This is a genomic window from Pseudomonas lundensis (assembly GCF_001042985.1).
Taxonomy (GTDB): domain Bacteria; phylum Pseudomonadota; class Gammaproteobacteria; order Pseudomonadales; family Pseudomonadaceae; genus Aquipseudomonas; species Aquipseudomonas lundensis.
Genome location: NZ_JYKY01000006.1, coordinates 1 through 19,573 on the forward strand (window position 1 = coordinate 1; position 19,573 = coordinate 19,573).

Below are 19,573 nucleotides of genomic sequence, written 5' to 3' on the forward strand. Positions count from 1 at the left end.
TTGGTTGGTCAATGAAGTCGCAGATGACCAGCGACGTAGCCATTGATGCACTGCTGATGGCGGTTTGGAGACGTAAGCCGAAGCAAGAGGTGATGATCCACTCGGATCAAGGCAGTCAGTACAGCAGTTCGGACTGGCGAAGCTTCTTGAAAGCTAACAACCTGGTGGCCAGCATGAGTCGTCGAGGTAACTGCCACGACAACGCTGTGGCGGAGAGCTTTTTCCAGTTGCTAAAGCGGGAACGGATCAAGCGTAAAATCTACACTACACGCCAGGATGCTCGGGATGATGTGTTCGATTACATCGAGATGTTTTACAACCCAAAACGACGCCACAGTTTCAACAATCAGCTGTCACCGGTAGAGTTTGAAAAGCGTTACGCAGCGAGCCTGGAGAGTGTCTAGAAAACCCGGGGCGATTCAAAGTACGGAATACTCACGGATGACTGGCGCGATGACTTGTCCAAGGGCTTTGCCGAATGCTTTCGCGTGTTGGCCACCGACGGCGTATTGATCTTCAAGTGGAACGAAACCCAGGTAAAGGTCAGCGAAATACTGGCGCTCACTGATCAAAAGCCCCTGTTTGGCCATAAGTCTGGCAAGCGTGTGAATACGCACTGGATGACGTTTATGAAGCGCTAAACCTTCTGCTTCAAACCCAAACCTCACAACCCAATCAACCTGCCGCCCTAGGCGGGCAAGGACGAAGTCATGCCTGAAATTAAGTGTCACCACGGCTGCTCATTGCATGTCAGCACGCCCGAGTGGATCGCCACTCTCACCGTCGACCAGTTGCGTTGCGCCCGAGAGGCGATGGACGCAAAGATCAAAGCCGTTGAGGAATCCCCAAAGCGCACGGTGTGGCGGGTATGTAGAGGCGGCATCTGTGAGGCCAATTACCGCGAAGAGGCTTTCGAAAAAGCAGCAGACCATCTGTTACGGATCTTCAAAAATCGGTTCATGCGTGAAGCGGGTGACTGGATCGAGAAGCCTTATGGCCGCCTGAACTTTGAACGCAACCTGCCCCATATCACACCTGAGCTGATTTCCCAGATCGAATACGACACCGAATGGTTTCCCGCCAAGCTCTGACACGACCCGGAGGCACCAATGCGCTCACCTCAAACCATCAGCACCAAACAGCTCTGCCTGTTCCTACTGGTCGTCACGCTTTACCTGATCGCCAGCGTTACATGGTTCTGCCTGGCTATCCCTCCGCTAACCGAAAACGGCTCTGACGCTCATCTGGTTGGCGCATTCGCCGGTACCGCGCTTTGGATTGTGGCCGGGTATTCGATTGCCATTAATGTAATTGGGACACCAGGAGGCAACCATGGAAACTGAAATTCTTTCTGAAGAAGAGCTGGCCGATCTAACTGGGTACAAACACCGTGGATATCAGCGCCAATGGCTCAAAAGCCGCAATTGGGTCTTTGTCGAAAGTCGCGGCGGTCGCCCGCTCGTTGGCCGGATGTTCGCTCGTATGAAACTGGGAATAATTTCACCAACTTTGGCAAATCAAACTCCCCCGCCGTTGGCGCCAGTCTGGACGCCAGATTTTTCAAGAGTGAACTGATATGCGCCCCCGCAAGACGGAAAATAGGGATCTGCCTCCAGGCGTAGTACGGCGTAAACGCCCACGCAAAAACGGTACCGTCTGGATTGGTTTCTATTATCGGGATGCAACCGGCAAGGAAATATCTTTGGGGTGTGATTTGGATATTGCGCGGATCAGGTGGGCTGAGCTTGAAGCAAAGGAAAAGCCTGCCGATTTGACAATAATGAAGGGAATATTTGACCGTTATATCCGCGACATTTTGCCAAAGAAAGCGCCCCGAACTCAGAAAGATAACTTGGCCGAACTCAAGCAGCTTCGCCCCATGTTCGACGACGCTCCCATTGATTCGATTACACCAGCGGCCATCGCTGGTTACCGAGATAAGCGGACGGCGAAAGTTCGAGCGAACAGAGAGCTAGCTACTCTTTCCCATGTTTTCAATATGGCTAGGGAGTGGGGGCTCACAACACGCGAGAATCCATGTCAGGGCGTGCGCAAGAACAAGGAAAAGCCGAGGGACTACTATGCCAATGATGCTGTGTGGGATGCGGTATATCAAAAAGCGCCGGCCGAATTGAAAGAAGCAATGGATCTTGCCTATCTCACCGGGCAAAGGCCGGCTGACGTGCTGATGATGCGAAGGGATGATGTAGAAGGGGATTATTTGCTCGTTCAGCAGAATAAGACCCAGCAGTGCATATGGATCTTTATGGTGAACGATGACGGGCGGGAGAATAGCCTGGGAGCCCTAATTCGCGTGATTTCTGAGCGCAATGCTCAGCACAGCTCGAGCTATCTGATAATGAGCAAGCATGGCAAGCGCATGACCGCAGCCATGGTTGCGTAAGCGATGGGATGAAGCGAGAGAGCAAGCCAAGAAAACGGCTATCGAGGGAGAGGATGCCTTGCTGGCTGGTCGAATTGCTGATTTTCAATTCCGCGACATTCGACCGAAAGCGGCATCTGAAATCAAGAACATCGAGGACGCCAGCCTACTTTTGGGGCACACAAAAAGCGATATCACAAAGCGGGTTTACAGGAGGCTTGGCACTACCGCGAAACCATCAAAATAGCGCCAGTTTCGGAACTCTCCCCAGATAGTTTCGGAACGCCTAGCAGTCAGGCGCCGAATTCCCCAACCCCCAGAAACGACAAAGCCCGTCTAGGACGGGCTCTGCGGTGTAGCAATATGGCGGAGGCGATGGGATTCGAACTCATGGACCTGTTACAGTCGACGGTTTTCAAGACCGTTGCCTTAAACCACTCGGCCACACCTCCTAACGTTGTTGCGGGCGCCATAATACCTGAACGAAACACGTTGTCAAACTCTCTTGATCGCTTGTTGCAGAGCCTCTGCTATGATCTTTGCTACTTAACATTTCAATACACAGGAGTATCGCCATGCGCGAACAGGATTACGCCGTTAATAACAGCGTGCAGGCCGAGCAGCTAGAGGTTAGCCGCGTCCTGCGCAACACTTACGGTTTACTGGCTTTAACCCTCGCTTTCAGCGGTGTGATGGCTTTCGTCGCCCAGCAGATGCGTGTCGGTTACCCAAACATTTTCGTTGTATTGATCGGCTTTTATGGTCTGTTCTTTCTCACCAACAAGCTGCGTGATTCGGCATGGGGTCTGGTGTCGACGTTTGCACTGACGGGTTTTATGGGTTTCCTGCTCGGCCCGATCCTTAACCGCTACCTGGGCATGCAAGGCGGCGCTGAGGTCGTGGCTTCTGCCTTTGCGATGACGGCTCTGGTTTTCGGCGGCCTGTCTGCTTATGTGTTAATCACCCGCAAAGACATGAGCTTCCTGGGCGGTTTTATCACTGCGGGTTTCTTTGTACTGCTGGGTGCAACGCTGGCGAGCTTCTTCTTCCAGATCAGCGGGTTGCAGTTGGCGATCAGCGCCGGTTTTGTGCTGTTCTCTTCGGTCTGCATTCTGTTCCAGACCAGCGCCATCATTAATGGCGGCGAACGTAACTACATCATGGCGACCATTAGCCTGTACGTGTCGATCTACAACCTGTTCATCAGCTTGCTGCAAATTTTCGGCATCATGAGCCGCGACGACTGAGTCAGCAGTTGTTTGGCAAAAGCCCGCCTCGGCGGGCTTTTTGCTGCCTTGTGCAAGCATCTTGAGCCTAGTGGCTTTATCATTGCGCGAGTTTTGCAGAGAGCACCCCATGAAATTTGCTATCGCCCTATATTCTGCGGCCCATGCGCCCTCTTCCCGTCGAGCCCTGCGCTTTGCCGAAGCCGTTCTGGCTGGCGGACATGAAATTGTGCGCCTGTTCTTCTATCAGGACGGCGTGCACAGCGCATCGAGCAACATCGTAACGCCTCAGGATGAGCCTGATCTCGCACAGCAGTGGGCAGCTTTAGTGTCTGAGCACCAACTGGATGGCGTGGTCTGCATTGCCGCCGCCTTGCGACGAGGTGTGCTGAATGAGGCAGAGGCCACGCGCTATCAGCGCTCTGCAGTGAATTTGACAGCGCCTTGGGATTTGTCCGGCCTCGGGCAATTGCACGATGCCATTCAGGCCGCGGATCGGCTGATCTGCTTTGGAGGGGATTAAGATGCCCAAATCGTTACTGATTATCAGCCGACAAGCGCCGTGGTCTGGCCTGGGCGCGCGTGAAGCCTTGGACATCGCGCTCGCGGGCGGCGCGTTCGACCTACCGATTGGGCTTCTATTCCTCGACGACGGCGTGTTTCAGCTGTTGCCTGAGCAACACCCCACCGCCCTTGAACAAAAGAACCTGACGGCCAATTTGCAGGCGTTGTCGATGTTCGGCGTAGACGATTTGTTCGCGTGCGACGCCAGCCTCCACGAGCGCGGCCTCGCCCCCACAGCGTTGGCCGTAGAGGGCGTGCAGGCTTTGTCCACACAACAAATCAGCGATCTCATCGCCCGTCATGACCAGGTGATAACCCTCTGATGTCGACCTTACATGTTTTGAGCCACTCTCCTTTTTCTGATACGCGTCTCGGAAGTTGCCTGCGCCTACTCTCGGCTATCGACGGCATTCTGCTCTGTGGCGATGCTGTTTATGCCCTCCAACCGGGCACCCTTCCTCGCGAGACGCTCGATAACATGAGCCCGGCGCTCAACCTTTACGTGCTCGATGAAGACCTGCAAGCCCGCAACCTCCTGCTCCCGGAGTGGGCTACACGCGTCGACTACCCCGCATTTGTCGAACTGTCACTTCACTATGACAAGGTCAACACCTGGCTATGACGGTCCTCACTCTCGACGGCAGATCCATTGAGCTGGATAAGGACGGTTATCTGACCGACCTGAATGACTGGTCGCCCGAGGTGGCCACGGCACTGGCGATGCAAAACGACATCGAGCTGACCCCGGACCACTGGGAGATTCTGCAGCTGCTGCGCAACTTCTATGAAGAGTTTCAGCTCTCGCCCGCCACGCGGCCCTTGATCAAATACACCGCGCTCAAACTGGGGGCAGAAAAAGGCAACAGCCTGCACCTCAATCGCCTGTTCAACGGCACCCCTGCCAAACTCGCCGCAAAACTGGCGGGCCTGCCCAAACCGACCAACTGCCTATGAACACGCCTGCTCCGCTGACGCTAACCACTCCCGCCGAACACCCTTTCGCTCAATTCGTACGCATTTTGGGCAAAGGTAAACGCGGCGCGCGCAACCTGACCCGTGAAGAAGCGCATGAAGCGATGGGCATGTTGCTCGACGAAAAAACTGAAGAGGCCCAGCTAGGCGCCTTCCTGATGCTGCTCAGGCACAAAGAGGAAAGCCCGCAAGAGCTGGCCGGTTTTGTGGACGCGGTCCGGGAACGACTGTCTGCGCCGATCATTCATGTCGATCTCGACTGGCCCACCTACGCGGGCAAAAAACGCCATCTGCCGTGGTACTTGCTTGCGGCAAAATGCCTGGCCCAGAACGGCGTGCGCATCTTGATGCATGGCGCAGGTGCTCATACGGCCGGGCGCCTTTACAGCGAGCAACTGCTCGAAGAATTGAACATTGCGCTGTGCCGCGACTGGGCACAGGTCGAAAGCGCCTTGCAGCAGCACAATCTGGCCTTTTTCCCTTTACAGGACTGGGCACCTCAGCTGCAACACATGATCGACTTGCGCAACACGCTCGGCCTTCGCTCACCGATTCACTCATTGGCGCGCCTGCTTAATCCGCTCCACGCCCGCTGTGGACTGCAAAGCATTTTCCATCCGGGTTATCAAAGCGTGCACCGCGAAGCCAGCACGCTGCTGGGTGACACCTGCATCGTGGTGAAAGGGGATGGCGGTGAGATCGAGATCAATCCCGACTCGATCAGCCATCTGTATGGCACGGCTAATGGCCTTAGTTGGGACGAAGAGTGGCCAGCGTTATCGGCACAGCGACACGTGAAACCCGCCTTTCTGGACACACTGCAACTCAAGGCCTTTTGGCGCGGGGACTTCGAAGACAGCTATGCGCAAAAGGCTCTGTTATCGACCATGGCCCTGGCTTTGCGCGGGCTGGGCACGACCCGGGAACAGGCCTTCGTCATTGCCAAAACGTATTGGGAAAACCGCAACAAATCGATTTAACCGATGGGTTACGCCCACGTTTTGCGCTATTCGTTCGAACTCAGACCTTTAGACTGAACTCCAAAGCGAAACCGCCAGGAGCTTCACATGGGCTTATTGATGGATGGGCATTGGCACGACCAATGGTATGAAAGCAGCAAAGACGGTGCGTTCCAGCGAGAGCAGGCACAGCGCAGAAACTGGATCACGTCCGATGGCGCGCCCGGTCCAACCGGAATTGGCGGTTTCGCACCCGAGGCCGGGCGCTATCATTTATACGTTTCTCTGGCCTGCCCATGGGCCCATCGCACGCTGATAACCCGCACGCTCAAGGGCCTCGAACCCTTGATCGGCGTATCCGTGGTGAGCTGGCTGATGCTGGAAAATGGCTGGACGTTTGATCGCGCTGACGGCTCCAGTGGCGACCACCTGAATAACGCTGACTTCCTGCATCAGCTGTATACACGCGATACGCCCGATTACACCGGCCGCGTCACCGTACCGGTACTCTGGGACACCCATCTAAAGCGCATCGTCAGCAACGAATCGGCGGATATCATTCGCATGTTCAATAACGCCTTTGACCCCCTGACGGGCAATCGGCTCGATATGTATCCCGCGGTACTGGCGAGCGACGTAGATGGCTGGAATGAGCGTATCTACCCCGCCCTCAATAACGGTGTCTATCGCGCCGGTTTCGCCACGTCCCAAACGGCGTATGAAAGCGCCTTCGACGATGTGTTCAACGAACTCAACCACCTTGAACAGCACCTGGCAGAACATCGCTATCTGGCGGGCATTTACCTGACGGAAGCCGACATCCGCCTGTTCACCACCCTCATCCGGTTCGACGCTGTCTACTACAGCCACTTCAAATGCAATGCGCGCAGAATCGACGATTACGCCAATCTGTCCAATTGGCTACGTGAGCTGTATCAATGGCCCGGTATCAGTGAGACCGTGAACTTTACTCACATCAAAGGTCATTACTACGCCAGCCACCGTACGATTAATCCCACGGGGATCATCCCCAAGGGGCCTGATCTGAGCCTTATCGCAGCCCACCACCGTGACCGCCTGAAGGGACGCGGGATCTTCACTCGCTAGCGCTTGAGCACGTTTGAGTACTGGCACCGGGCGACGGGTGCCAGTAGCATCTGCGCATTGATCAAGAGAACCCCTCATGCTTATCCCCTACGACCAACTTGAACCCGACACACTGACTCACCTCATCGAAGATTTCGTCAGCCGTGATGGCACTGATAATGGCGACGACACACCTCAGGAAACCCGCGTACTGCGCGTTCGCCAAGCCCTGAGCAAAGGTCAGGCGGTGATTTTCTTTGACCTTGAAAGCCAGCAATGCCAGTTAATGCCCAAACATGCCGTGCCAAAAGAATTCTTTGATTAACCTTTGCGCGCAGGGTGAATGGATATCGCTGCACCTTGCTGTTGACGAATACGCTCATAGACCTCAGCCCGATGCACGGTCACGTCTTTGGGCGCCTCTATCCCCAAGCGCACATGATTGCCATTGACGGCCACAATCCGGACGGTGATGTCCTGGTTGATTGAAATGTATTCGCCGACTGAACGGCTCAGAATCAGCATGGCGCTCATCTCTGCTTGATGGGTGGGGCATCAAGACTGCATCGCGCAAAAACACGCTTCAATCCCTACAACAAAAAACATCCCCTCCTTACTTCTACAAAGAACAATTCCCACACCATAAAACCCAAAGCCCTACATGACTGCTCGTAAAGCCCCCTTCTGAACCGTCTTTCAAGCGCTGGTGAAACGCGGCCCCAGCAAAATGATGGTCGCGCCGATCACGCACAATCCCACCCCGACCCAATCGGTAGCCAGCGGCCTGACTTTTTCCACCGCGGCCAGCCATGCAATGGACGTGATGATGTAGATACCGCCATACGCGGCATAAGTGCGCCCTGCGTAGGCGGCTTCGACTTTGGTCAGCAGCAAGGCAAACAGGGCCAGGCTCAACATGGCAGGCACCATCCACCACGCACTCTTGCCCTGACGCAACCACATCCAGAAGCCATAACAACCGGCAATCTCAAACAGGGCCGCTAAAAAAAACCAGACATAGTTGAGCATGTTTAACCTCGAGCAATCAGCAAGCGGGCCACCCTACCTGCGCGCCGGAACCCCGGCAATGCCTGAATTTTTGAATCAACTTAAATAAGTTTGAATTAATCCCGTCTCGACGCAGTCGGACGTTATAAGCACTGCCCACCCTTGTTTCTCCAAGCAGCGCCCTTTGAACCTTGCATGTTGCTTGATCACATTAATAAGGAACTCATCATGACCACGATTCTTCTCATCGTCCTGATTCTGCTGTTGGTAGGCGGTCTGCCCGTGTTTCCTCACTCGAAAAGTTGGGGTTATGGACCTTCAGGGATTATTGGTGCCGTACTGGTCGTGCTTCTGATTCTGTTGTTACTGGGCAAGATCTAGCGCTTTAACCTGCGACACGCGCAATAAAAAAGAGGCCCTCTGGCCTCTTTTTTATTGCGTCATCGCTTACTTGGGATCCGCTATGCCAGCAGTGTTATCCAGCAAACTTTTGGTCGCTGTCTGCAAGAATGATTCGAGCTTTTGCTTGAGCGCGGCTTCCTGTGCTGAGTCAGTCACCACCTTGGCTTCAGGGTTGGCGCCCAACGTGTATTGCCACACTTTGGCCGGCATGTCCTTTGGCTGAACCAACAAGTGGTCATCGCTGATGATAGCGACGGTTTGATCACTGCCAGACGGCTTGATCACACCACTGCCCTTGTCGCCCGCAGGCAACGTCAACAGGTCGCGGCCCCAGCATTGCTGGCGGAATTCGCCGCCCAGGCGGCCCATGATGGTTGGCACGATATCAACTTGAGTCCCCACGATGTCGCTGCGTGGACCGAATTTTTCCTGAATCCCCGGCCCGATGAACAGCAATGGGACGTTGAAGCGGCCCAAGTCCATTTCAGAGATTTGCTGCTCGTTACCAAAGCCATGGTCACCCACGACGACAAACAGGGTTTCCTTGAAGTACGGCTCCTTACGGGCCTTTTCAAAGAACTGGCCCAACGCCCAGTCGGAGTAGCGCATGGCCGTCAAATGCTCATTCAACGAGCCGCGATCCGTCACAGGCTCAACCGGCAAGGGGGTCGGCAACGCATACGGCGTGTGGTTGGACAAGGTTTGCAGCAGTGCGTAGAAAGGCGCTTTGCCCTCACGCTTTTTCAGCTCTTCAAGACCCCGGTTGAACATGTCCTGATCGGACACACCCCATGTAGGATCAGAGAACACAGGATCAACGAAATCGTTACGCCCTACGAAGGTAGTCATGCCCTGGTTGCTGAAGAAACCGGACTGGTTGTCCCAGGCAAAGTCGCCGTTATAGACATACACATCATCAAAATTGCGGGCGCCCAGCAGTTCCGGCAAGCCCGAGAGCTTGTGGCTACCTTCCGGGGTCTGCATCAGGTATTCAAAACCCGGCAGGTTCGGGAAGCACGCCATCGTGGCAAACATGCCTTGGTGGGTGTGCGTACCGTTGGAGAAAAAGCGCTCAAACAACAGCCCCTCTTTCGACAGTTTGTCGAAGTAAGGCGTGATATTGCCCGGGCGGCCCAGCGCACCGACCGAGTGGCCAGCAAAGCTTTCCATGAGGATCACCACCACGTTCTTGATCGGCAGCGTTCGCTCCGCAGGCGGCGTGGTGTCGCGACGCACGGGGGCCGTATCCGGATCGACCAGCTTGTCGTGTTCGGTCAGCAGCATGTCACGCACAGTGCCCACTGCGACGGGATCTTCAAGCGTGGCCTTCCAGATGTTGGTGCGCTCGTCAGAGAACCGGCTCTTCGCTGCGGCGATCAAAGAAAGCGAACCATTGAGGCCCAACTGGTTAGCGAAATTGGAATCGGTGGTGTAGGCATCGCCCCAACGCAGCGGAGGGCCTTGACGCAAGGTGCCACGTGCGGCAACCACACACACCAACAACACCACCACAAACACGGCAATCCGCGCATACCACGGAGCGGCTGCACGAACAGCACCAGTACCGGCAGCCGGCAGTGCCGGCCGCGTGGCGCGGTCAACCCCGCGGAAAGCGAAGTACAGCACCCCGGTGCCCACCGCCCACGCCAGCAAGTAACGCACCACCGGGAAGCCATACCACAGCATGCTCATCACGGTTTTCGGGTCTTCCTTCACGTACTGGAAGACCAAGCCGTTAAGCCGTTGATGGAACTCTCGGTAGAAGTCCATCTCCATCAGGCCCAAAAACAGTGCCAGACTCGATGCAGCGGTCAACCAGAAGCGCATCACGCCGCGCTGGGCCATCGCTTTTACACTGAGCAAGGCCAACAGCAACGGGATGCTGAGGTACACCACGATCCGCAGGTCAAAGCGCAAGCCATTGGCGAACGCTTCCAGAAAAGTCGACGCGGGGGTGTCGAGGATCATTTCCCGGTTATAAACCAGCAATGCAACCCGCAGCAGGGTAAACATCACCATCATGACCAACGCGCATAACAGCGTAAAAGCCAGATGCGATTTGACGGTCGGTTGCAACCCACGCATTCCAGCGTTGGGTTGTCTTAGGGCGTCCGGGTTTGCCATGTCGTTTTAGGACCCATTGGTTCGGTTGGTGTGACATCGAGTGCGCATCTTGCGCCATGGCAACGCTGCCGCGAGGCAGTGCCGTGGGGTGTACATGCGCGGTGGGCAAATGTTGCACAATCGCCTGTGGTTGAACACTGGCGAGATGCGGGTGCAGCGCAGAATCAGGCTCCGGGGCGTTGCGAAAGCATCATTCCAGAGCCCTTCAAGCAAGACGATGCGCGTTAATACTGGCGCGGATTCTCTTAAATGAAACGTGAAAATTTTGTTCAAAGCATATTTTGAAACACAAGAAAGGGCCTTTCGGCCCTTTCTTGTGTTTCAGCTTTTTAATCGTTACTTGCTTTATTGATGGCCTGCAACACGTACTGCGGCATGGCAAATGCTCCGATGTGAACCTCGGGATTGTAGTAACGCGTCACGATCCCGCTGCCTGCGAACCGCTGACGCAAAGTCTCAAGCGGGAGCTTGCGGTAGGCGCTGTCGGTGGAGCCCCAGGCGAAGGTCATCGCGCCACCAATGTAGGTCGGCACGGCGGCCTGATAGAAATGCCAGTCAGCAAAGAGACTGCGCAGGCGCCCGGCTGTGGTTTTCACTTCTTCGATTTGCATGAACGGCGTTCCGTTTTGCGTGACCAGCACACCGCCTTCGTTCAGGCAACGATGGCAAGCCTGGTAGAAGTTCTCCGAAAACAGTACTTCACCCGGACCGATCGGGTCGGTGGAGTCCGAGATGATGACGTCAAACTTTTCTTCGGTAGTGGCCACAAAACGCATGCCGTCGTCGATCACCAGGTTGAGACGTGGATCGTCGTAGGCGCCGTTGGAGTGGTTGGGCAAAAACGTTTTGCACATGTCCACTACGGTGCCGTCGATCTCAACCATGGTGATGTGCTCAATGGCGCGGTGCTTGGTCACTTCGCGCAGCATGCCGCCATCGCCGCCGCCGATGATCAGTACGCGCTTGACCGTACCATGCGCCAGGATCGGCACATGGGTGAGCATTTCGTGGTAGATGAATTCATCGGCTTCGGTGGTCTGGATGACACCGTCCAGGGCCATGACGCGCCCCATCACCGGATTTTCGAAGATCACCAGGTGCTGGTGGTCGGTGCGCACTTCGTGCAGCAACTTGTCCATGCGAAAGCGCTGGCCGTAGCCCTGGTACAGCGTTTCGAGATAGTCGGTTTTAACTTCGGTCATGGGAAGTTCCCTTGAATGCTGGTGGCAACGGACGGTCACCCGCCCATGATCGACAGTCAAACTGCACGCCGCAGCGCGGCACACACGTTCAATTGCCCAAGAAAGGCGCGCATTCTACTTCGGGGAAGATGACAGGTCGAACCTTGAGGCGGACAAACACCCTGAACTGCCGCATTTTTTGTGCGGCAGGTCACTCAATGCAGGTTAAACCCTGACATTGCCGCGCGGGCCAGCAATGGCCCAGATCACCAGCCCCAATACCGGCAGGAAGATAATCAGCAACACCCAGAGGATTTTCATCCCGGTTTCAGCGCCACTTTTCAGCACGTTGATGATGGCCCAGATATCCAGAGCCAGAATGATCAGGCCAATCAGGCCGTTGAACGTGGAACCCATGATGACGCTCCTGAGTGAAGGGCTTGTTCCCTTAGGATAGTCAGTGCTTTCAAGGGTTCCGTTATTTATTCAATCGCGGGTGGTTAAACGTGCACCGCCACTTTCAGGGCTTCGAGCGACGGCTCGGCCTTGATGCCGACCTCGGCACACAATTGAAGTACGCGCTGTACGTCATTGCCATAGACCAGCACGACCTGAATCTCATCATCCAGCGGCTGGCTGAGGTTCATCAGCACATAACCACCGTTCTCCGGGTTCATGCTGCCCATCTGGATTTGAATACGGTTCAAAGCAGTCAAGGGCTCGGTCTTGGCCAACTGCTTGGGCTTGATATTGAACGCCACACCGGGGCCGAAAGACGCCACGATCTGAGCGAATACATCCATGTAGGTGTCTGCCTGAAACAACACGGTCTCAGGCAGGCTGCCAATCACCACCCACTCGCCCAGCGAAATCGGGAAGGTGTCGTCGTAGTTGATATCCGGATTGTCAGCCAGAAACCCCTCAGGGTCGGCGTAAGCCTGAGCCGCTTCATCAGCGATCTTGACGATTTCATCCTCGCCCATGCACCCCGAGCTGATTTTGCTGATGAGTTCAACGAGTGTGGTTTTCATGGGCACGGCCTGTCGCAGGGAAATTTGAGGGCGCGCAGGATATATCAATTGCGGCCCTCAAGGCAGGGCATCAGCCCAACAGCTTTTCAAGTTGAGCCGCCGAGTCGGTCGCACCCATGGTTTTGGCCGCATCCAGTGCGGTGATGCCATTGGCATCCTTGGCTTTTGGATCCGCCCCTTTGCTGATCAAGTAGTCAATGATCTCAGTACGGTTGAACATCGCCGCCATCATCAACGCGGTTCGTCCGTCAAACGACGCACCTTCAATGTCAGCACCGTTCTCGACCAATGTTTTGACCATCTCCAGATTGCCTTTGAACGCAGCACCGGCAATCGGGCTCTGGCCATTGTCATTGCGCACTTCAGGGTCGGCCTTGTGTTCGAGCAGCACTTTCACTGCATCCACATGCCCGTGGTAACTGGCGAGCATCAGCAGGGTGTCGCCCTTGTGATTGCGCAGGTTCGCCGGCAAGCCTTTGCTCAACAGCGCGGCCAGCATGGCGGCATCCCCTTCGCGTGCTTTGTTGAATACCTGTTCGGCAAAATCGGCCGCTTCTTCCGGGGTCATCTGCCGTGGTTGATCGGCTGCGGGGGTGTCTGACATTTGAGGCTCCAGATGCGCTACTAAAAGAAGGTAGTTTCCTGAGACGTGCAGGGCATGTCATCCCTTTTTTACGCAAAGAGGCGATAGGCAAAAATCATCACCCACGGTTTTTCTCTTTAGTAGAAACCAAGCCCGCTTTAACCCCTGCGCAAATTGGGCAAAATGCAGGATGCACGATGGCCATTCATGCAGAATGCACGACAGGGGTATTTTGATACAACTTCAACCTATTGATTTATAAGGATTTTTTAAAAAACCAATAGTGGCACAATCACTGCAATACCTACTCCATGCAAGCCCTTCATGAGCTAATGGAGCTGAAAGACATGAGCATGATTCAAGAAAAATTCGCATCGCTGTTCTCGAACTACACCGTCACCACCAAAGCCCGCCCGGATGGCGGCGTGTTGCTGACGCTGTGTGACAGTGATGGCAAGCAGACCCAGCGCTCTATTTCTTACGCTCAACTGCACACCGCCGAGCAACTGACGTGGGTGATCAGCGCGATTCGTCGCGACCTCGCGGGCCAGGCCAGTGAGCTGCCTACGATTTCGCTGCTGCAAAGTCAGAACCGCTTTGCCCTGCCGACCTATCACAACGCTTGAGCAACACCCTGAACGCAAAAGCCAGCACACGCTAACACTGCGTCTGCTGGCTTTTTTATTGCGTCGCTGTCTTCACACCAATGGCGGATCGATCTCGGCGAAACTGCGCACGGTTTTGTGCCCGACCAGCTCGCCTCCGTCACGCGCCAGGCCGCACGTTTGCATGCCTGCTTGTTGCGCGGCATCAAGTTCTTCGACGATGTCGGAGAGAAACAGAATTTTCCCCGCCGGACAGCCAATGGCTTCAGTGATGTGGCGATACGATTGCGCTTCGCGCTTGGGCCCGGAGGTCGTGTCGAAGTAGCCACTGAACAACGGCGTCAGGTCGCCCGCCTCCGAGCAACCGAAAATCAGTTTTTGCGCCTGAATCGAACCCGACGAATACACATACAGCGCATACCCTTGCTCGTGCCAGGCCTTGAGCGCCGCCACGGCATCGGAGTAAACGTGCCCTTTTAACTCGCCCGCTTCATAGCCCTGCTTCCAGATCATGCCTTGTAACGCCTTTAGCGGCGTGGCCTTGCGATCCTCGGCGATCCATTGCTGCAGAATTTCTATCACCCGCTCCACGTCGGCCTCGGGTTCACCGCTGTCCAGGCGCACAGCCCCCAGTTGTATCGCGACTTCCGGGTCTTCTGCATGCTCGCGAATAAAGGCGGGCAGGTGTTGGGCTGCGTAGGGAAACAACACGTCGAAGACAAAACTCACTGCGCTGGTGGTGCCTTCAATATCGGTCAGGATGGCCTTGATGGGCATGCGAGATTCCTTAATCTTCGAGGCGCGGGAAACGGCTGGCGATGTCTTCACCGGTAAAATTGGCGACCCAGCCTTCAGGGTTATTAAACAGGCGGATGGCGACAAAATGCGGGTGCTCACCCATGTCAAACCAGTGTGGCGTGCCTGCCGGGACAGAAATCAGATCATTCTTTTCACACAGCACCGCGTACACGTAGTCATCGATGTGCAAGGTAAACAGACCACGGCCAGCCACGAAAAAACGGACTTCATCTTCTGCGTGGCGATGCTCGTCGAGGAATTTGGCGCGCAATTCTGCTTTTTGCGGATGATCGCTGTTGAGGCTGATCACATCGACCGTGACGTACCCCCGCTCGCTCATCAGCTGATCGATCTGCGAACGGTAGGCGCTGATCACCTCTTGCTGACTGGCATCCGGCTGGATGGGCGTTGCCGCTTGCCAGCGGTCAAAACGCACGCCCTGCTCGGCGAGCGTGGCGGCGATGTCATCAACGTGGGTTAATACCTTGTTCGGCAGCTCAGGGCTTGAAACGTGATAAACAGACAAACTGCTCATAAAGGGTTATTCCTCGGCTGCGGCACGCTTTGAGCGTTTACACACGGGTCAGCGTACCGTTCAAATCAGGGGGACAGCGCTTGCGGGCCACGTTGCCTCAACGGTGGAGCACGGCGCGGGTTTTCAGTTCACATTCAAACAAAAACTCAAAGGCTTCGATCTGGCGCAGGGCGTCGCTCATGCGCGGCCCCCACGTGTAGAGACCATGCCCGCGAATCAGGTAACCCACACAGTCGGGGTGTGCATCCAGCCAGGGCTGAACGTTGCGCGCCAGGCGAGTGATGTCCTGATCGTTATCGAAGATCGGCACGTGCACACGCGAGGCGTGAGTCGACACCCCGCTGAACGCTTTTTGCAGTTCGTAATCTTCAAACGTGATGCTGTCGCCAAGCGTCAAGCGCGAAAGCACGGTCGCATTCACCGAGTGGGTATGCAGCACCGCTCCAATGTCTGGGCGCCAGCTATACAACTGGGTGTGCAGCAGGGTTTCAGCAGACGGTTTTTTGCCGGGTTCGAGGCTGTTGCCCTCCATATCGGTGGCCAACACGTCATCAAGGCCCAATTGGCCTTTGTGTTTACCCGATACCGTCAGCAGCGCTTCGCTGGCCGAGAGCCGGGTGGAATAGTTGCTGCTGGTGGCTGGCGACCAGCCGCGGCCATATAAAAAGCGCCCGGCGTCAATGATTTCCAGGCTCAGGTGTTCACGGGTAAGGCTCATGGCCTGTCCTCTTGCAGTCGAGTGGCAATGATAACGGCTGCGGCCAGCGCTGCGACGCTGGCCATACTAAAGGTGATAGTCGGGCCGAGGGTGTTCCAGGCATATCCGGCGTAAAGCGCACCTGCTGCGCCGCCGACCCCGGCCAGTGTCGCGTACAGGGCTTGTCCCTGACCTTGCTGGCCCGGCCCGAAACTGCGTTGAACAAAGGTCATGGCGGCTGCATGAAAACTGCCGAAGGTCGCCGCATGCATGAGCTGAGCCAGCAACAGCAGCCAAAAGTGCTCGGCAAACGAACCCAGCAACAGCCAACGCACCCCTGCCGTGAGAAAACTGAACAGCAACACGCGGCGTATCGAAAAGCGCAGGAGAATGCGGCGCATGGCCATGAACATCAGCACTTCGGCCACCACCCCCAACGCCCACAGCAACCCGATCATTCCACGGCTGTAACCCAGGGATTCAAGGTGCAGGGTCAGGAAGGTGTAATAGGGGCCATGGCTCATTTGCATCAGGGCCACACACGCATAAAAAGCCAGCACACCGGGGCTGCGCAGCTGCTTGAAAAAACCGTCCGCCAGCACCTTGCGATTGCCGCTGGAAGGTTGCGCATTGGGCACCCACAGGCTGCACAGCACAATCGCGGCCATGACCACGACCAGCGTCACCGGGTACACGTCCAGGCTCAACCCTTCAAACACCCGCCCCAGAACCACCACCGTCAGGATGAAGCCCACCGATCCCCACAGGCGGATCTGGCTGTAACGCTCGGGTTGCTCACGCAGATGGGCAAAGGTGATGACTTCAAATTGCGGCAGCACCGCGTGCCAGAAGAACGCATGCAAAGCCATGACCAGCGCCAGCCACGCGTAACTTTTACTGACAAAAATCAGGGCAAAACTGAACAAGGTGCAGAGCGCACCCACACGCACGATCAGCAGACGCTGACCGGTGTAATCCGCCAGCCAGCCCCACAGGTTGGGGGCTACGCAGCGCATCAGCATGGGAATGGCCACCAGTTCGCCGATGCGCGCACTGGAAAACCCGAGGTGATGGAAGTACAGCGCCAGAAATGGCGCTGTGGCTCCCAGCAAAGCGAAGTAAAAAAGATAGAAACCAGACAAACGCCAGTACGGAAGTGTCGCCACCGTCGTCAGACCGTGGCGCTCAACAGCCCCTGCATTACAACTGGCCCAGCACAGGCGTGCTGACACGCACGTCGGCGTTCTGGCCGCGATGGCGCAACAAATGGTCCATCAACACAATGGCCATCATTGCTTCTGCGATGGGCGTGGCACGGATGCCGACACACGGGTCATGACGGCCTTTGGTGATGACATCCACCGGGTTGCCGTGCACATCAATCGAACAGCCGGGCGTGGTGATGCTCGACGTGGGCTTGAGGGCAAGGTGCGCCACGATAGGCTGGCCGGAGGAAATGCCACCCAGGATGCCACCGGCATTGTTGCTGAGGAACCCTTGGGGTGTCAGCTCATCGCGATGCTCGGTACCGCGCTGGGCAACGCTGGCAAAACCGGCGCCGATTTCAATGCCCTTCACCGCGTTGATGCTCATCAGGGCATGGGCCAGTTCTGCATCCAGGCGGTCGAAAATCGGTTCGCCCAGGCCCGGCATCACGCCTTCGGCCACCACGGTGATCTTGGCGCCAACGGAGTCCTGATCGCGGCGCAACTGGTCCATGTAGGCTTCCAGCTCAGGCACTTTGTCCGGATCAGGGCTGAAGAACGCGTTTTCTTCGACGCTATCCCAGGTTTTGAACGGAATTTCAATCGGACCCAACTGGCTCATGTAGCCACGAATCACGATGCCCTGGGTGGCCAGGTACTTCTTGGCGATGGCACCGGCCGCCACGCGCATGGCCGTTTCGCGGGCCGAACTGCGGCCGCCGCCACGGTAATCACGCTCACCATATTTGTGGTGATAGGTGTAGTCGGCATGGGCCGGGCGAAACAGGTCTTTGATCGCCGAGTAGTCCTTGGACTTCTGGTCGGTGTTGCGAATCAGCAGGCCAATGGCGCATCCGGTGGTGCGACCTTCGAACACGCCGGACAGGATTTCGACTTCGTCCGCTTCCTGACGCTGCGTGGTGTGACGGCTGGTGCCCGGCTTGCGGCGGTCCAGGTCACGCTGCAGATCTTCAAGGGACAGCTCAAGCCCTGGCGGGCAGCCATCAACAATGGCGACCAACGCCGGGCCATGGCTTTCGCCAGCGGTGGTGACAGTGAACAGCTTGCCGTAGGTATTGCCGGACATGCAGGGCGCTCCGTGAAAATCAGCCGATCGGGCTCAGCCGGGATAACTAAGCGCGCCAGTATACGCAGGCTGCCCCAGTAGTTCATCCTCGAACCTTATTCATCCGGGTCTGTCCAACCGGCACTCAGTCATAGATGGCGAAATGATGTTCAGGATTCTGCTTGTGGTACTCACCCTCTTCAGTGGCGTGGCGAATGCTGCGTCCCCTTCCGTGCTGTTGCGCCCCATCGAGCTGAACACGCCTACGGGCACGCTGTATGGCTCGCTGGTATTGCCCAAAAGCGACAAGCCGGTGCCCGTAGTGCTGATCATTGCAGGTTCGGGTCCGACTGACCGCAACGGCAACAACACGCAGGGCGGACGCAATGACAGCCTGAAGAAACTCGCCTGGCGTCTTGCGCAAAATAACATTGCCAGCGTGCGCTTCGACAAGCGCGGCATTGCCCAAAGCCAGCCCGCCGCCCCGGACGAGCGCACCCTCAACCTTGACCAATACGTCACCGACGCCGTGGCGTGGGGCAACCTGCTCAAGGCCGATCCACGCTTTGCGGATGTGTTCGTGCTGGGCCACAGCGAGGGCGCGCTGATTGCCAGCCTGGCAGCCCCAGCCATGGACGCGGCAGGCGTGATCTCCATCGCCGGGACCGCGCGGCCCGTGGGCCAAGTGTTGCGCGAACAACTGCAACGCAACAACATGCCACCCGGCCTGCTGCAACGCAGCGTTGAGCTGATCCACACCCTTGAAAGCGGCCGCACTGACGACAACGTGCCCGAAGCGTTGCAAGTGATCTTCCGCCCCAGCGTGCAACCCTACCTGATCAGCTTGCTGCGTTACGACCCGGCCAAGGCATTCGCCGCTCTGAAAATGCCCGCCTTGATTATTCAGGGCACCCACGACATTCAGGTCGACGTCAACGACGCGCGACTGCTCAAGGCCGCCAAGCCGGACGCTGACCTGGCACTGATCGAGGGCATGAACCATGTCATGCGCATCGTCCCGATGGACATGAAACGTCAGGTGCAGTCCTACAACGATCCGAACCAGCGATTATCCAGCGAACTGGGTGACAGAATTGTGCGCTTTATCACTAAAGTCATCGATCGCTGATCGGGCAACCCTCCAGTCC

At 56.4% G+C, this 19,573-nt stretch carries 27 protein-coding genes, 1 tRNA gene and 2 pseudogenes; 17 read left to right on the top strand and 13 right to left on the bottom strand.

Annotation, left to right across the window (positions count from 1 at the left end):
- The 6 genes and pseudogenes from TU74_RS06510 to TU74_RS06530 form a co-directional block, all read left to right on the top strand.
- The coding region (locus TU74_RS06510; protein ID WP_048375663.1) for an IS3 family transposase at positions 1-404 on the top strand (404 nt) is incomplete at its 5' end.
- 15 nt (positions 405-419) lie between these two features.
- Positions 420-641, top strand: a pseudogene (locus TU74_RS06515) (SAM-dependent methyltransferase); the annotation flags it as partial.
- A 69-nt stretch (positions 642-710) separates the two neighbouring features.
- Complete coding sequence (locus tag TU74_RS06520; protein ID WP_048375665.1) at positions 711-1,091, top strand: hypothetical protein; 381 nt, start codon at positions 711-713, stop codon at positions 1,089-1,091.
- A gap of 18 nt (positions 1,092-1,109) precedes the next feature.
- Positions 1,110-1,343: a hypothetical protein gene (locus TU74_RS06525; RefSeq protein WP_048375667.1), complete on the top strand. Its 234-nt coding sequence runs from the start codon at positions 1,110-1,112 to the stop codon at positions 1,341-1,343.
- Positions 1,333-1,575 carry a DUF4224 domain-containing protein gene (locus TU74_RS23345; protein WP_082149846.1) on the top strand — a complete coding sequence of 81 codons (243 nt, stop codon included), beginning with the start codon at positions 1,333-1,335 and terminating at the stop codon, positions 1,573-1,575. The genes TU74_RS06525 and TU74_RS23345 overlap by 11 nt, the downstream gene beginning before the upstream one ends.
- A gap of 1 nt (position 1,576) precedes the next feature.
- Positions 1,577-2,630: pseudogene (locus TU74_RS06530) on the top strand (phage integrase).
- A gap of 117 nt (positions 2,631-2,747) precedes the next feature.
- On the opposite strand, the gene TU74_RS06535 reads toward TU74_RS06530, so the two are convergent.
- A tRNA-Ser gene (locus tag TU74_RS06535) sits at positions 2,748-2,835 on the bottom strand.
- Between the two features lie 123 nt (positions 2,836-2,958).
- Here TU74_RS06535 and TU74_RS06540 point away from each other — a divergent pair.
- From TU74_RS06540 to TU74_RS06575, 8 genes are all read left to right on the top strand, one after another.
- On the top strand, positions 2,959-3,630 hold the full coding sequence (locus TU74_RS06540) for a Bax inhibitor-1/YccA family protein (RefSeq protein WP_047275770.1): 672 nt from the start codon (positions 2,959-2,961) through the stop codon (positions 3,628-3,630).
- Between the two features lie 109 nt (positions 3,631-3,739).
- Positions 3,740-4,132, top strand: a complete 393-nt coding sequence (gene tusD, locus TU74_RS06545; protein WP_048375669.1) for a sulfurtransferase complex subunit TusD — start codon at positions 3,740-3,742, stop codon at positions 4,130-4,132.
- A gap of 1 nt (position 4,133) precedes the next feature.
- On the top strand, positions 4,134-4,496 hold the full coding sequence (gene tusC, locus TU74_RS06550; protein WP_047294001.1) for a sulfurtransferase complex subunit TusC: 363 nt from the start codon (positions 4,134-4,136) through the stop codon (positions 4,494-4,496).
- Positions 4,496-4,795, top strand: coding sequence for a sulfurtransferase complex subunit TusB (tusB, locus tag TU74_RS06555; RefSeq protein ID WP_047294003.1), 300 nt, complete (start codon positions 4,496-4,498; stop codon positions 4,793-4,795). The genes tusC and tusB overlap by 1 nt, the downstream gene beginning before the upstream one ends.
- Positions 4,792-5,127: a TusE/DsrC/DsvC family sulfur relay protein gene (locus tag TU74_RS06560; protein ID WP_048375672.1), complete on the top strand. Its 336-nt coding sequence runs from the start codon at positions 4,792-4,794 to the stop codon at positions 5,125-5,127. The genes tusB and TU74_RS06560 overlap by 4 nt, the downstream gene beginning before the upstream one ends.
- Positions 5,124-6,125, top strand: coding sequence for a glycosyl transferase family protein (locus tag TU74_RS06565; protein WP_047294004.1), 1,002 nt, complete (start codon positions 5,124-5,126; stop codon positions 6,123-6,125). The genes TU74_RS06560 and TU74_RS06565 overlap by 4 nt, the downstream gene beginning before the upstream one ends.
- Positions 6,126-6,212: 87 nt before the next feature.
- Positions 6,213-7,211 (top strand): glutathione S-transferase family protein, encoded by a 999-nt coding sequence (locus TU74_RS06570; RefSeq protein WP_048375674.1) that lies wholly within the window; start codon positions 6,213-6,215, stop codon positions 7,209-7,211.
- Positions 7,212-7,287: 76 nt separating this feature from the next.
- On the top strand, positions 7,288-7,515 hold the full coding sequence (locus TU74_RS06575; RefSeq protein ID WP_047275783.1) for a YheU family protein: 228 nt from the start codon (positions 7,288-7,290) through the stop codon (positions 7,513-7,515).
- Here the strand turns inward: TU74_RS06575 and csrA are convergent.
- Positions 7,512-7,715 carry a carbon storage regulator CsrA gene (csrA, locus tag TU74_RS06580; protein WP_047294030.1) on the bottom strand — a complete coding sequence of 68 codons (204 nt, stop codon included), beginning with the start codon at positions 7,713-7,715 and terminating at the stop codon, positions 7,512-7,514. The two genes, TU74_RS06575 and csrA, sit on opposite strands and share 4 nt — an antisense overlap.
- Positions 7,716-7,886: 171 nt before the next feature.
- Complete coding sequence (locus tag TU74_RS06585; protein ID WP_048375676.1) at positions 7,887-8,219, bottom strand: YnfA family protein; 333 nt, start codon at positions 8,217-8,219, stop codon at positions 7,887-7,889.
- Between the two features lie 207 nt (positions 8,220-8,426).
- On the opposite strand from TU74_RS06585, the gene TU74_RS06590 reads away from it, so the two are divergent.
- Positions 8,427-8,579: a DUF3309 family protein gene (locus TU74_RS06590; protein WP_047294031.1), complete on the top strand. Its 153-nt coding sequence runs from the start codon at positions 8,427-8,429 to the stop codon at positions 8,577-8,579.
- A 66-nt stretch (positions 8,580-8,645) separates the two neighbouring features.
- Here TU74_RS06590 and TU74_RS06595 read toward each other — a convergent pair whose 3' ends face one another.
- From TU74_RS06595 to TU74_RS06615, 5 genes are all read right to left on the bottom strand, one after another.
- The gene (locus tag TU74_RS06595; RefSeq protein WP_048375677.1) at positions 8,646-10,724 is read right to left on the bottom strand and encodes an LTA synthase family protein; all 2,079 of its coding nucleotides are present in this window, start codon (positions 10,722-10,724) and stop codon (positions 8,646-8,648) included.
- 329 nt (positions 10,725-11,053) lie between these two features.
- On the bottom strand, positions 11,054-11,926 hold the full coding sequence (gene speE, locus TU74_RS06600; protein ID WP_047294008.1) for a polyamine aminopropyltransferase: 873 nt from the start codon (positions 11,924-11,926) through the stop codon (positions 11,054-11,056).
- Between the two features lie 204 nt (positions 11,927-12,130).
- The gene (locus TU74_RS06605) at positions 12,131-12,322 is read right to left on the bottom strand and encodes a PLDc N-terminal domain-containing protein (RefSeq protein WP_047275793.1); all 192 of its coding nucleotides are present in this window, start codon (positions 12,320-12,322) and stop codon (positions 12,131-12,133) included.
- Between the two features lie 83 nt (positions 12,323-12,405).
- Positions 12,406-12,936 (bottom strand): hypothetical protein, encoded by a 531-nt coding sequence (locus TU74_RS06610; protein ID WP_047294009.1) that lies wholly within the window; start codon positions 12,934-12,936, stop codon positions 12,406-12,408.
- A 70-nt stretch (positions 12,937-13,006) separates the two neighbouring features.
- Positions 13,007-13,540, bottom strand: coding sequence for an ankyrin repeat domain-containing protein (locus TU74_RS06615; protein WP_047275798.1), 534 nt, complete (start codon positions 13,538-13,540; stop codon positions 13,007-13,009).
- Positions 13,541-13,866: 326 nt separating this feature from the next.
- On the opposite strand from TU74_RS06615, the gene TU74_RS06620 reads away from it, so the two are divergent.
- Positions 13,867-14,145, top strand: coding sequence for a DUF3509 domain-containing protein (locus TU74_RS06620; protein ID WP_047276189.1), 279 nt, complete (start codon positions 13,867-13,869; stop codon positions 14,143-14,145).
- A 72-nt stretch (positions 14,146-14,217) separates the two neighbouring features.
- Here the strand turns inward: TU74_RS06620 and mtnC are convergent, their stop codons facing one another.
- From mtnC to aroC, 5 genes are all read right to left on the bottom strand, one after another.
- The gene (gene mtnC, locus TU74_RS06625; protein ID WP_048375679.1) at positions 14,218-14,901 is read right to left on the bottom strand and encodes an acireductone synthase; all 684 of its coding nucleotides are present in this window, start codon (positions 14,899-14,901) and stop codon (positions 14,218-14,220) included.
- A gap of 10 nt (positions 14,902-14,911) precedes the next feature.
- Positions 14,912-15,457, bottom strand: coding sequence for a 1,2-dihydroxy-3-keto-5-methylthiopentene dioxygenase (locus TU74_RS06630; RefSeq protein ID WP_048375681.1), 546 nt, complete (start codon positions 15,455-15,457; stop codon positions 14,912-14,914).
- 97 nt (positions 15,458-15,554) lie between these two features.
- Complete coding sequence (locus TU74_RS06635; protein ID WP_047294014.1) at positions 15,555-16,175, bottom strand: methylthioribulose 1-phosphate dehydratase; 621 nt, start codon at positions 16,173-16,175, stop codon at positions 15,555-15,557.
- Positions 16,172-17,320 carry an MFS transporter gene (locus TU74_RS06640; protein WP_048375683.1) on the bottom strand — a complete coding sequence of 383 codons (1,149 nt, stop codon included), beginning with the start codon at positions 17,318-17,320 and terminating at the stop codon, positions 16,172-16,174. The genes TU74_RS06635 and TU74_RS06640 overlap by 4 nt, the downstream gene beginning before the upstream one ends.
- Before the next feature lie 34 nt (positions 17,321-17,354).
- Positions 17,355-18,446 carry a chorismate synthase gene (gene aroC, locus TU74_RS06645; RefSeq protein WP_048375685.1) on the bottom strand — a complete coding sequence of 364 codons (1,092 nt, stop codon included), beginning with the start codon at positions 18,444-18,446 and terminating at the stop codon, positions 17,355-17,357.
- A gap of 142 nt (positions 18,447-18,588) precedes the next feature.
- Between aroC and TU74_RS06650 the strand changes: the two genes are divergently transcribed.
- Positions 18,589-19,554 (top strand): alpha/beta hydrolase, encoded by a 966-nt coding sequence (locus TU74_RS06650; RefSeq protein ID WP_047275810.1) that lies wholly within the window; start codon positions 18,589-18,591, stop codon positions 19,552-19,554.
- Positions 19,555-19,573 lie beyond the last annotated feature (19 nt).

Bases quoted from the DNA above. Each gene is read 5' to 3' on its own strand.
- TU74_RS06520 (WP_048375665.1), top strand. From the start codon at position 711: ATGCCTGAAATTAAGTGTCACCACGGCTGCTCATTGCATGTCAGCACG.
- TU74_RS06525 (WP_048375667.1), top strand. From the start codon at position 1,110: ATGCGCTCACCTCAAACCATCAGCACCAAACAGCTCTGCCTGTTCCTA.
- TU74_RS23345 (WP_082149846.1), top strand. From the start codon at position 1,333: ATGGAAACTGAAATTCTTTCTGAAGAAGAGCTGGCCGATCTAACTGGG.
- TU74_RS06540 (WP_047275770.1), top strand. From the start codon at position 2,959: ATGCGCGAACAGGATTACGCCGTTAATAACAGCGTGCAGGCCGAGCAG.
- tusD (WP_048375669.1), top strand. From the start codon at position 3,740: ATGAAATTTGCTATCGCCCTATATTCTGCGGCCCATGCGCCCTCTTCC.
- tusC (WP_047294001.1), top strand. From the start codon at position 4,134: ATGCCCAAATCGTTACTGATTATCAGCCGACAAGCGCCGTGGTCTGGC.
- tusB (WP_047294003.1), top strand. From the start codon at position 4,496: ATGTCGACCTTACATGTTTTGAGCCACTCTCCTTTTTCTGATACGCGT.
- TU74_RS06560 (WP_048375672.1), top strand. From the start codon at position 4,792: ATGACGGTCCTCACTCTCGACGGCAGATCCATTGAGCTGGATAAGGAC.
- TU74_RS06565 (WP_047294004.1), top strand. From the start codon at position 5,124: ATGAACACGCCTGCTCCGCTGACGCTAACCACTCCCGCCGAACACCCT.
- TU74_RS06570 (WP_048375674.1), top strand. From the start codon at position 6,213: ATGGGCTTATTGATGGATGGGCATTGGCACGACCAATGGTATGAAAGC.
- TU74_RS06575 (WP_047275783.1), top strand. From the start codon at position 7,288: ATGCTTATCCCCTACGACCAACTTGAACCCGACACACTGACTCACCTC.
- csrA (WP_047294030.1), bottom strand. From the start codon at position 7,715: ATGCTGATTCTGAGCCGTTCAGTCGGCGAATACATTTCAATCAACCAG.
- TU74_RS06585 (WP_048375676.1), bottom strand. From the start codon at position 8,219: ATGCTCAACTATGTCTGGTTTTTTTTAGCGGCCCTGTTTGAGATTGCC.
- TU74_RS06590 (WP_047294031.1), top strand. From the start codon at position 8,427: ATGACCACGATTCTTCTCATCGTCCTGATTCTGCTGTTGGTAGGCGGT.
- TU74_RS06595 (WP_048375677.1), bottom strand. From the start codon at position 10,724: ATGGCAAACCCGGACGCCCTAAGACAACCCAACGCTGGAATGCGTGGG.
- speE (WP_047294008.1), bottom strand. From the start codon at position 11,926: ATGACCGAAGTTAAAACCGACTATCTCGAAACGCTGTACCAGGGCTAC.
- TU74_RS06605 (WP_047275793.1), bottom strand. From the start codon at position 12,322: ATGGGTTCCACGTTCAACGGCCTGATTGGCCTGATCATTCTGGCTCTG.
- TU74_RS06610 (WP_047294009.1), bottom strand. From the start codon at position 12,936: ATGAAAACCACACTCGTTGAACTCATCAGCAAAATCAGCTCGGGGTGC.
- TU74_RS06615 (WP_047275798.1), bottom strand. From the start codon at position 13,540: ATGTCAGACACCCCCGCAGCCGATCAACCACGGCAGATGACCCCGGAA.
- TU74_RS06620 (WP_047276189.1), top strand. From the start codon at position 13,867: ATGAGCATGATTCAAGAAAAATTCGCATCGCTGTTCTCGAACTACACC.
- mtnC (WP_048375679.1), bottom strand. From the start codon at position 14,901: ATGCCCATCAAGGCCATCCTGACCGATATTGAAGGCACCACCAGCGCA.
- TU74_RS06630 (WP_048375681.1), bottom strand. From the start codon at position 15,457: ATGAGCAGTTTGTCTGTTTATCACGTTTCAAGCCCTGAGCTGCCGAAC.
- TU74_RS06635 (WP_047294014.1), bottom strand. From the start codon at position 16,175: ATGAGCCTTACCCGTGAACACCTGAGCCTGGAAATCATTGACGCCGGG.
- aroC (WP_048375685.1), bottom strand. From the start codon at position 18,446: ATGTCCGGCAATACCTACGGCAAGCTGTTCACTGTCACCACCGCTGGC.
- TU74_RS06650 (WP_047275810.1), top strand. From the start codon at position 18,589: ATGATGTTCAGGATTCTGCTTGTGGTACTCACCCTCTTCAGTGGCGTG.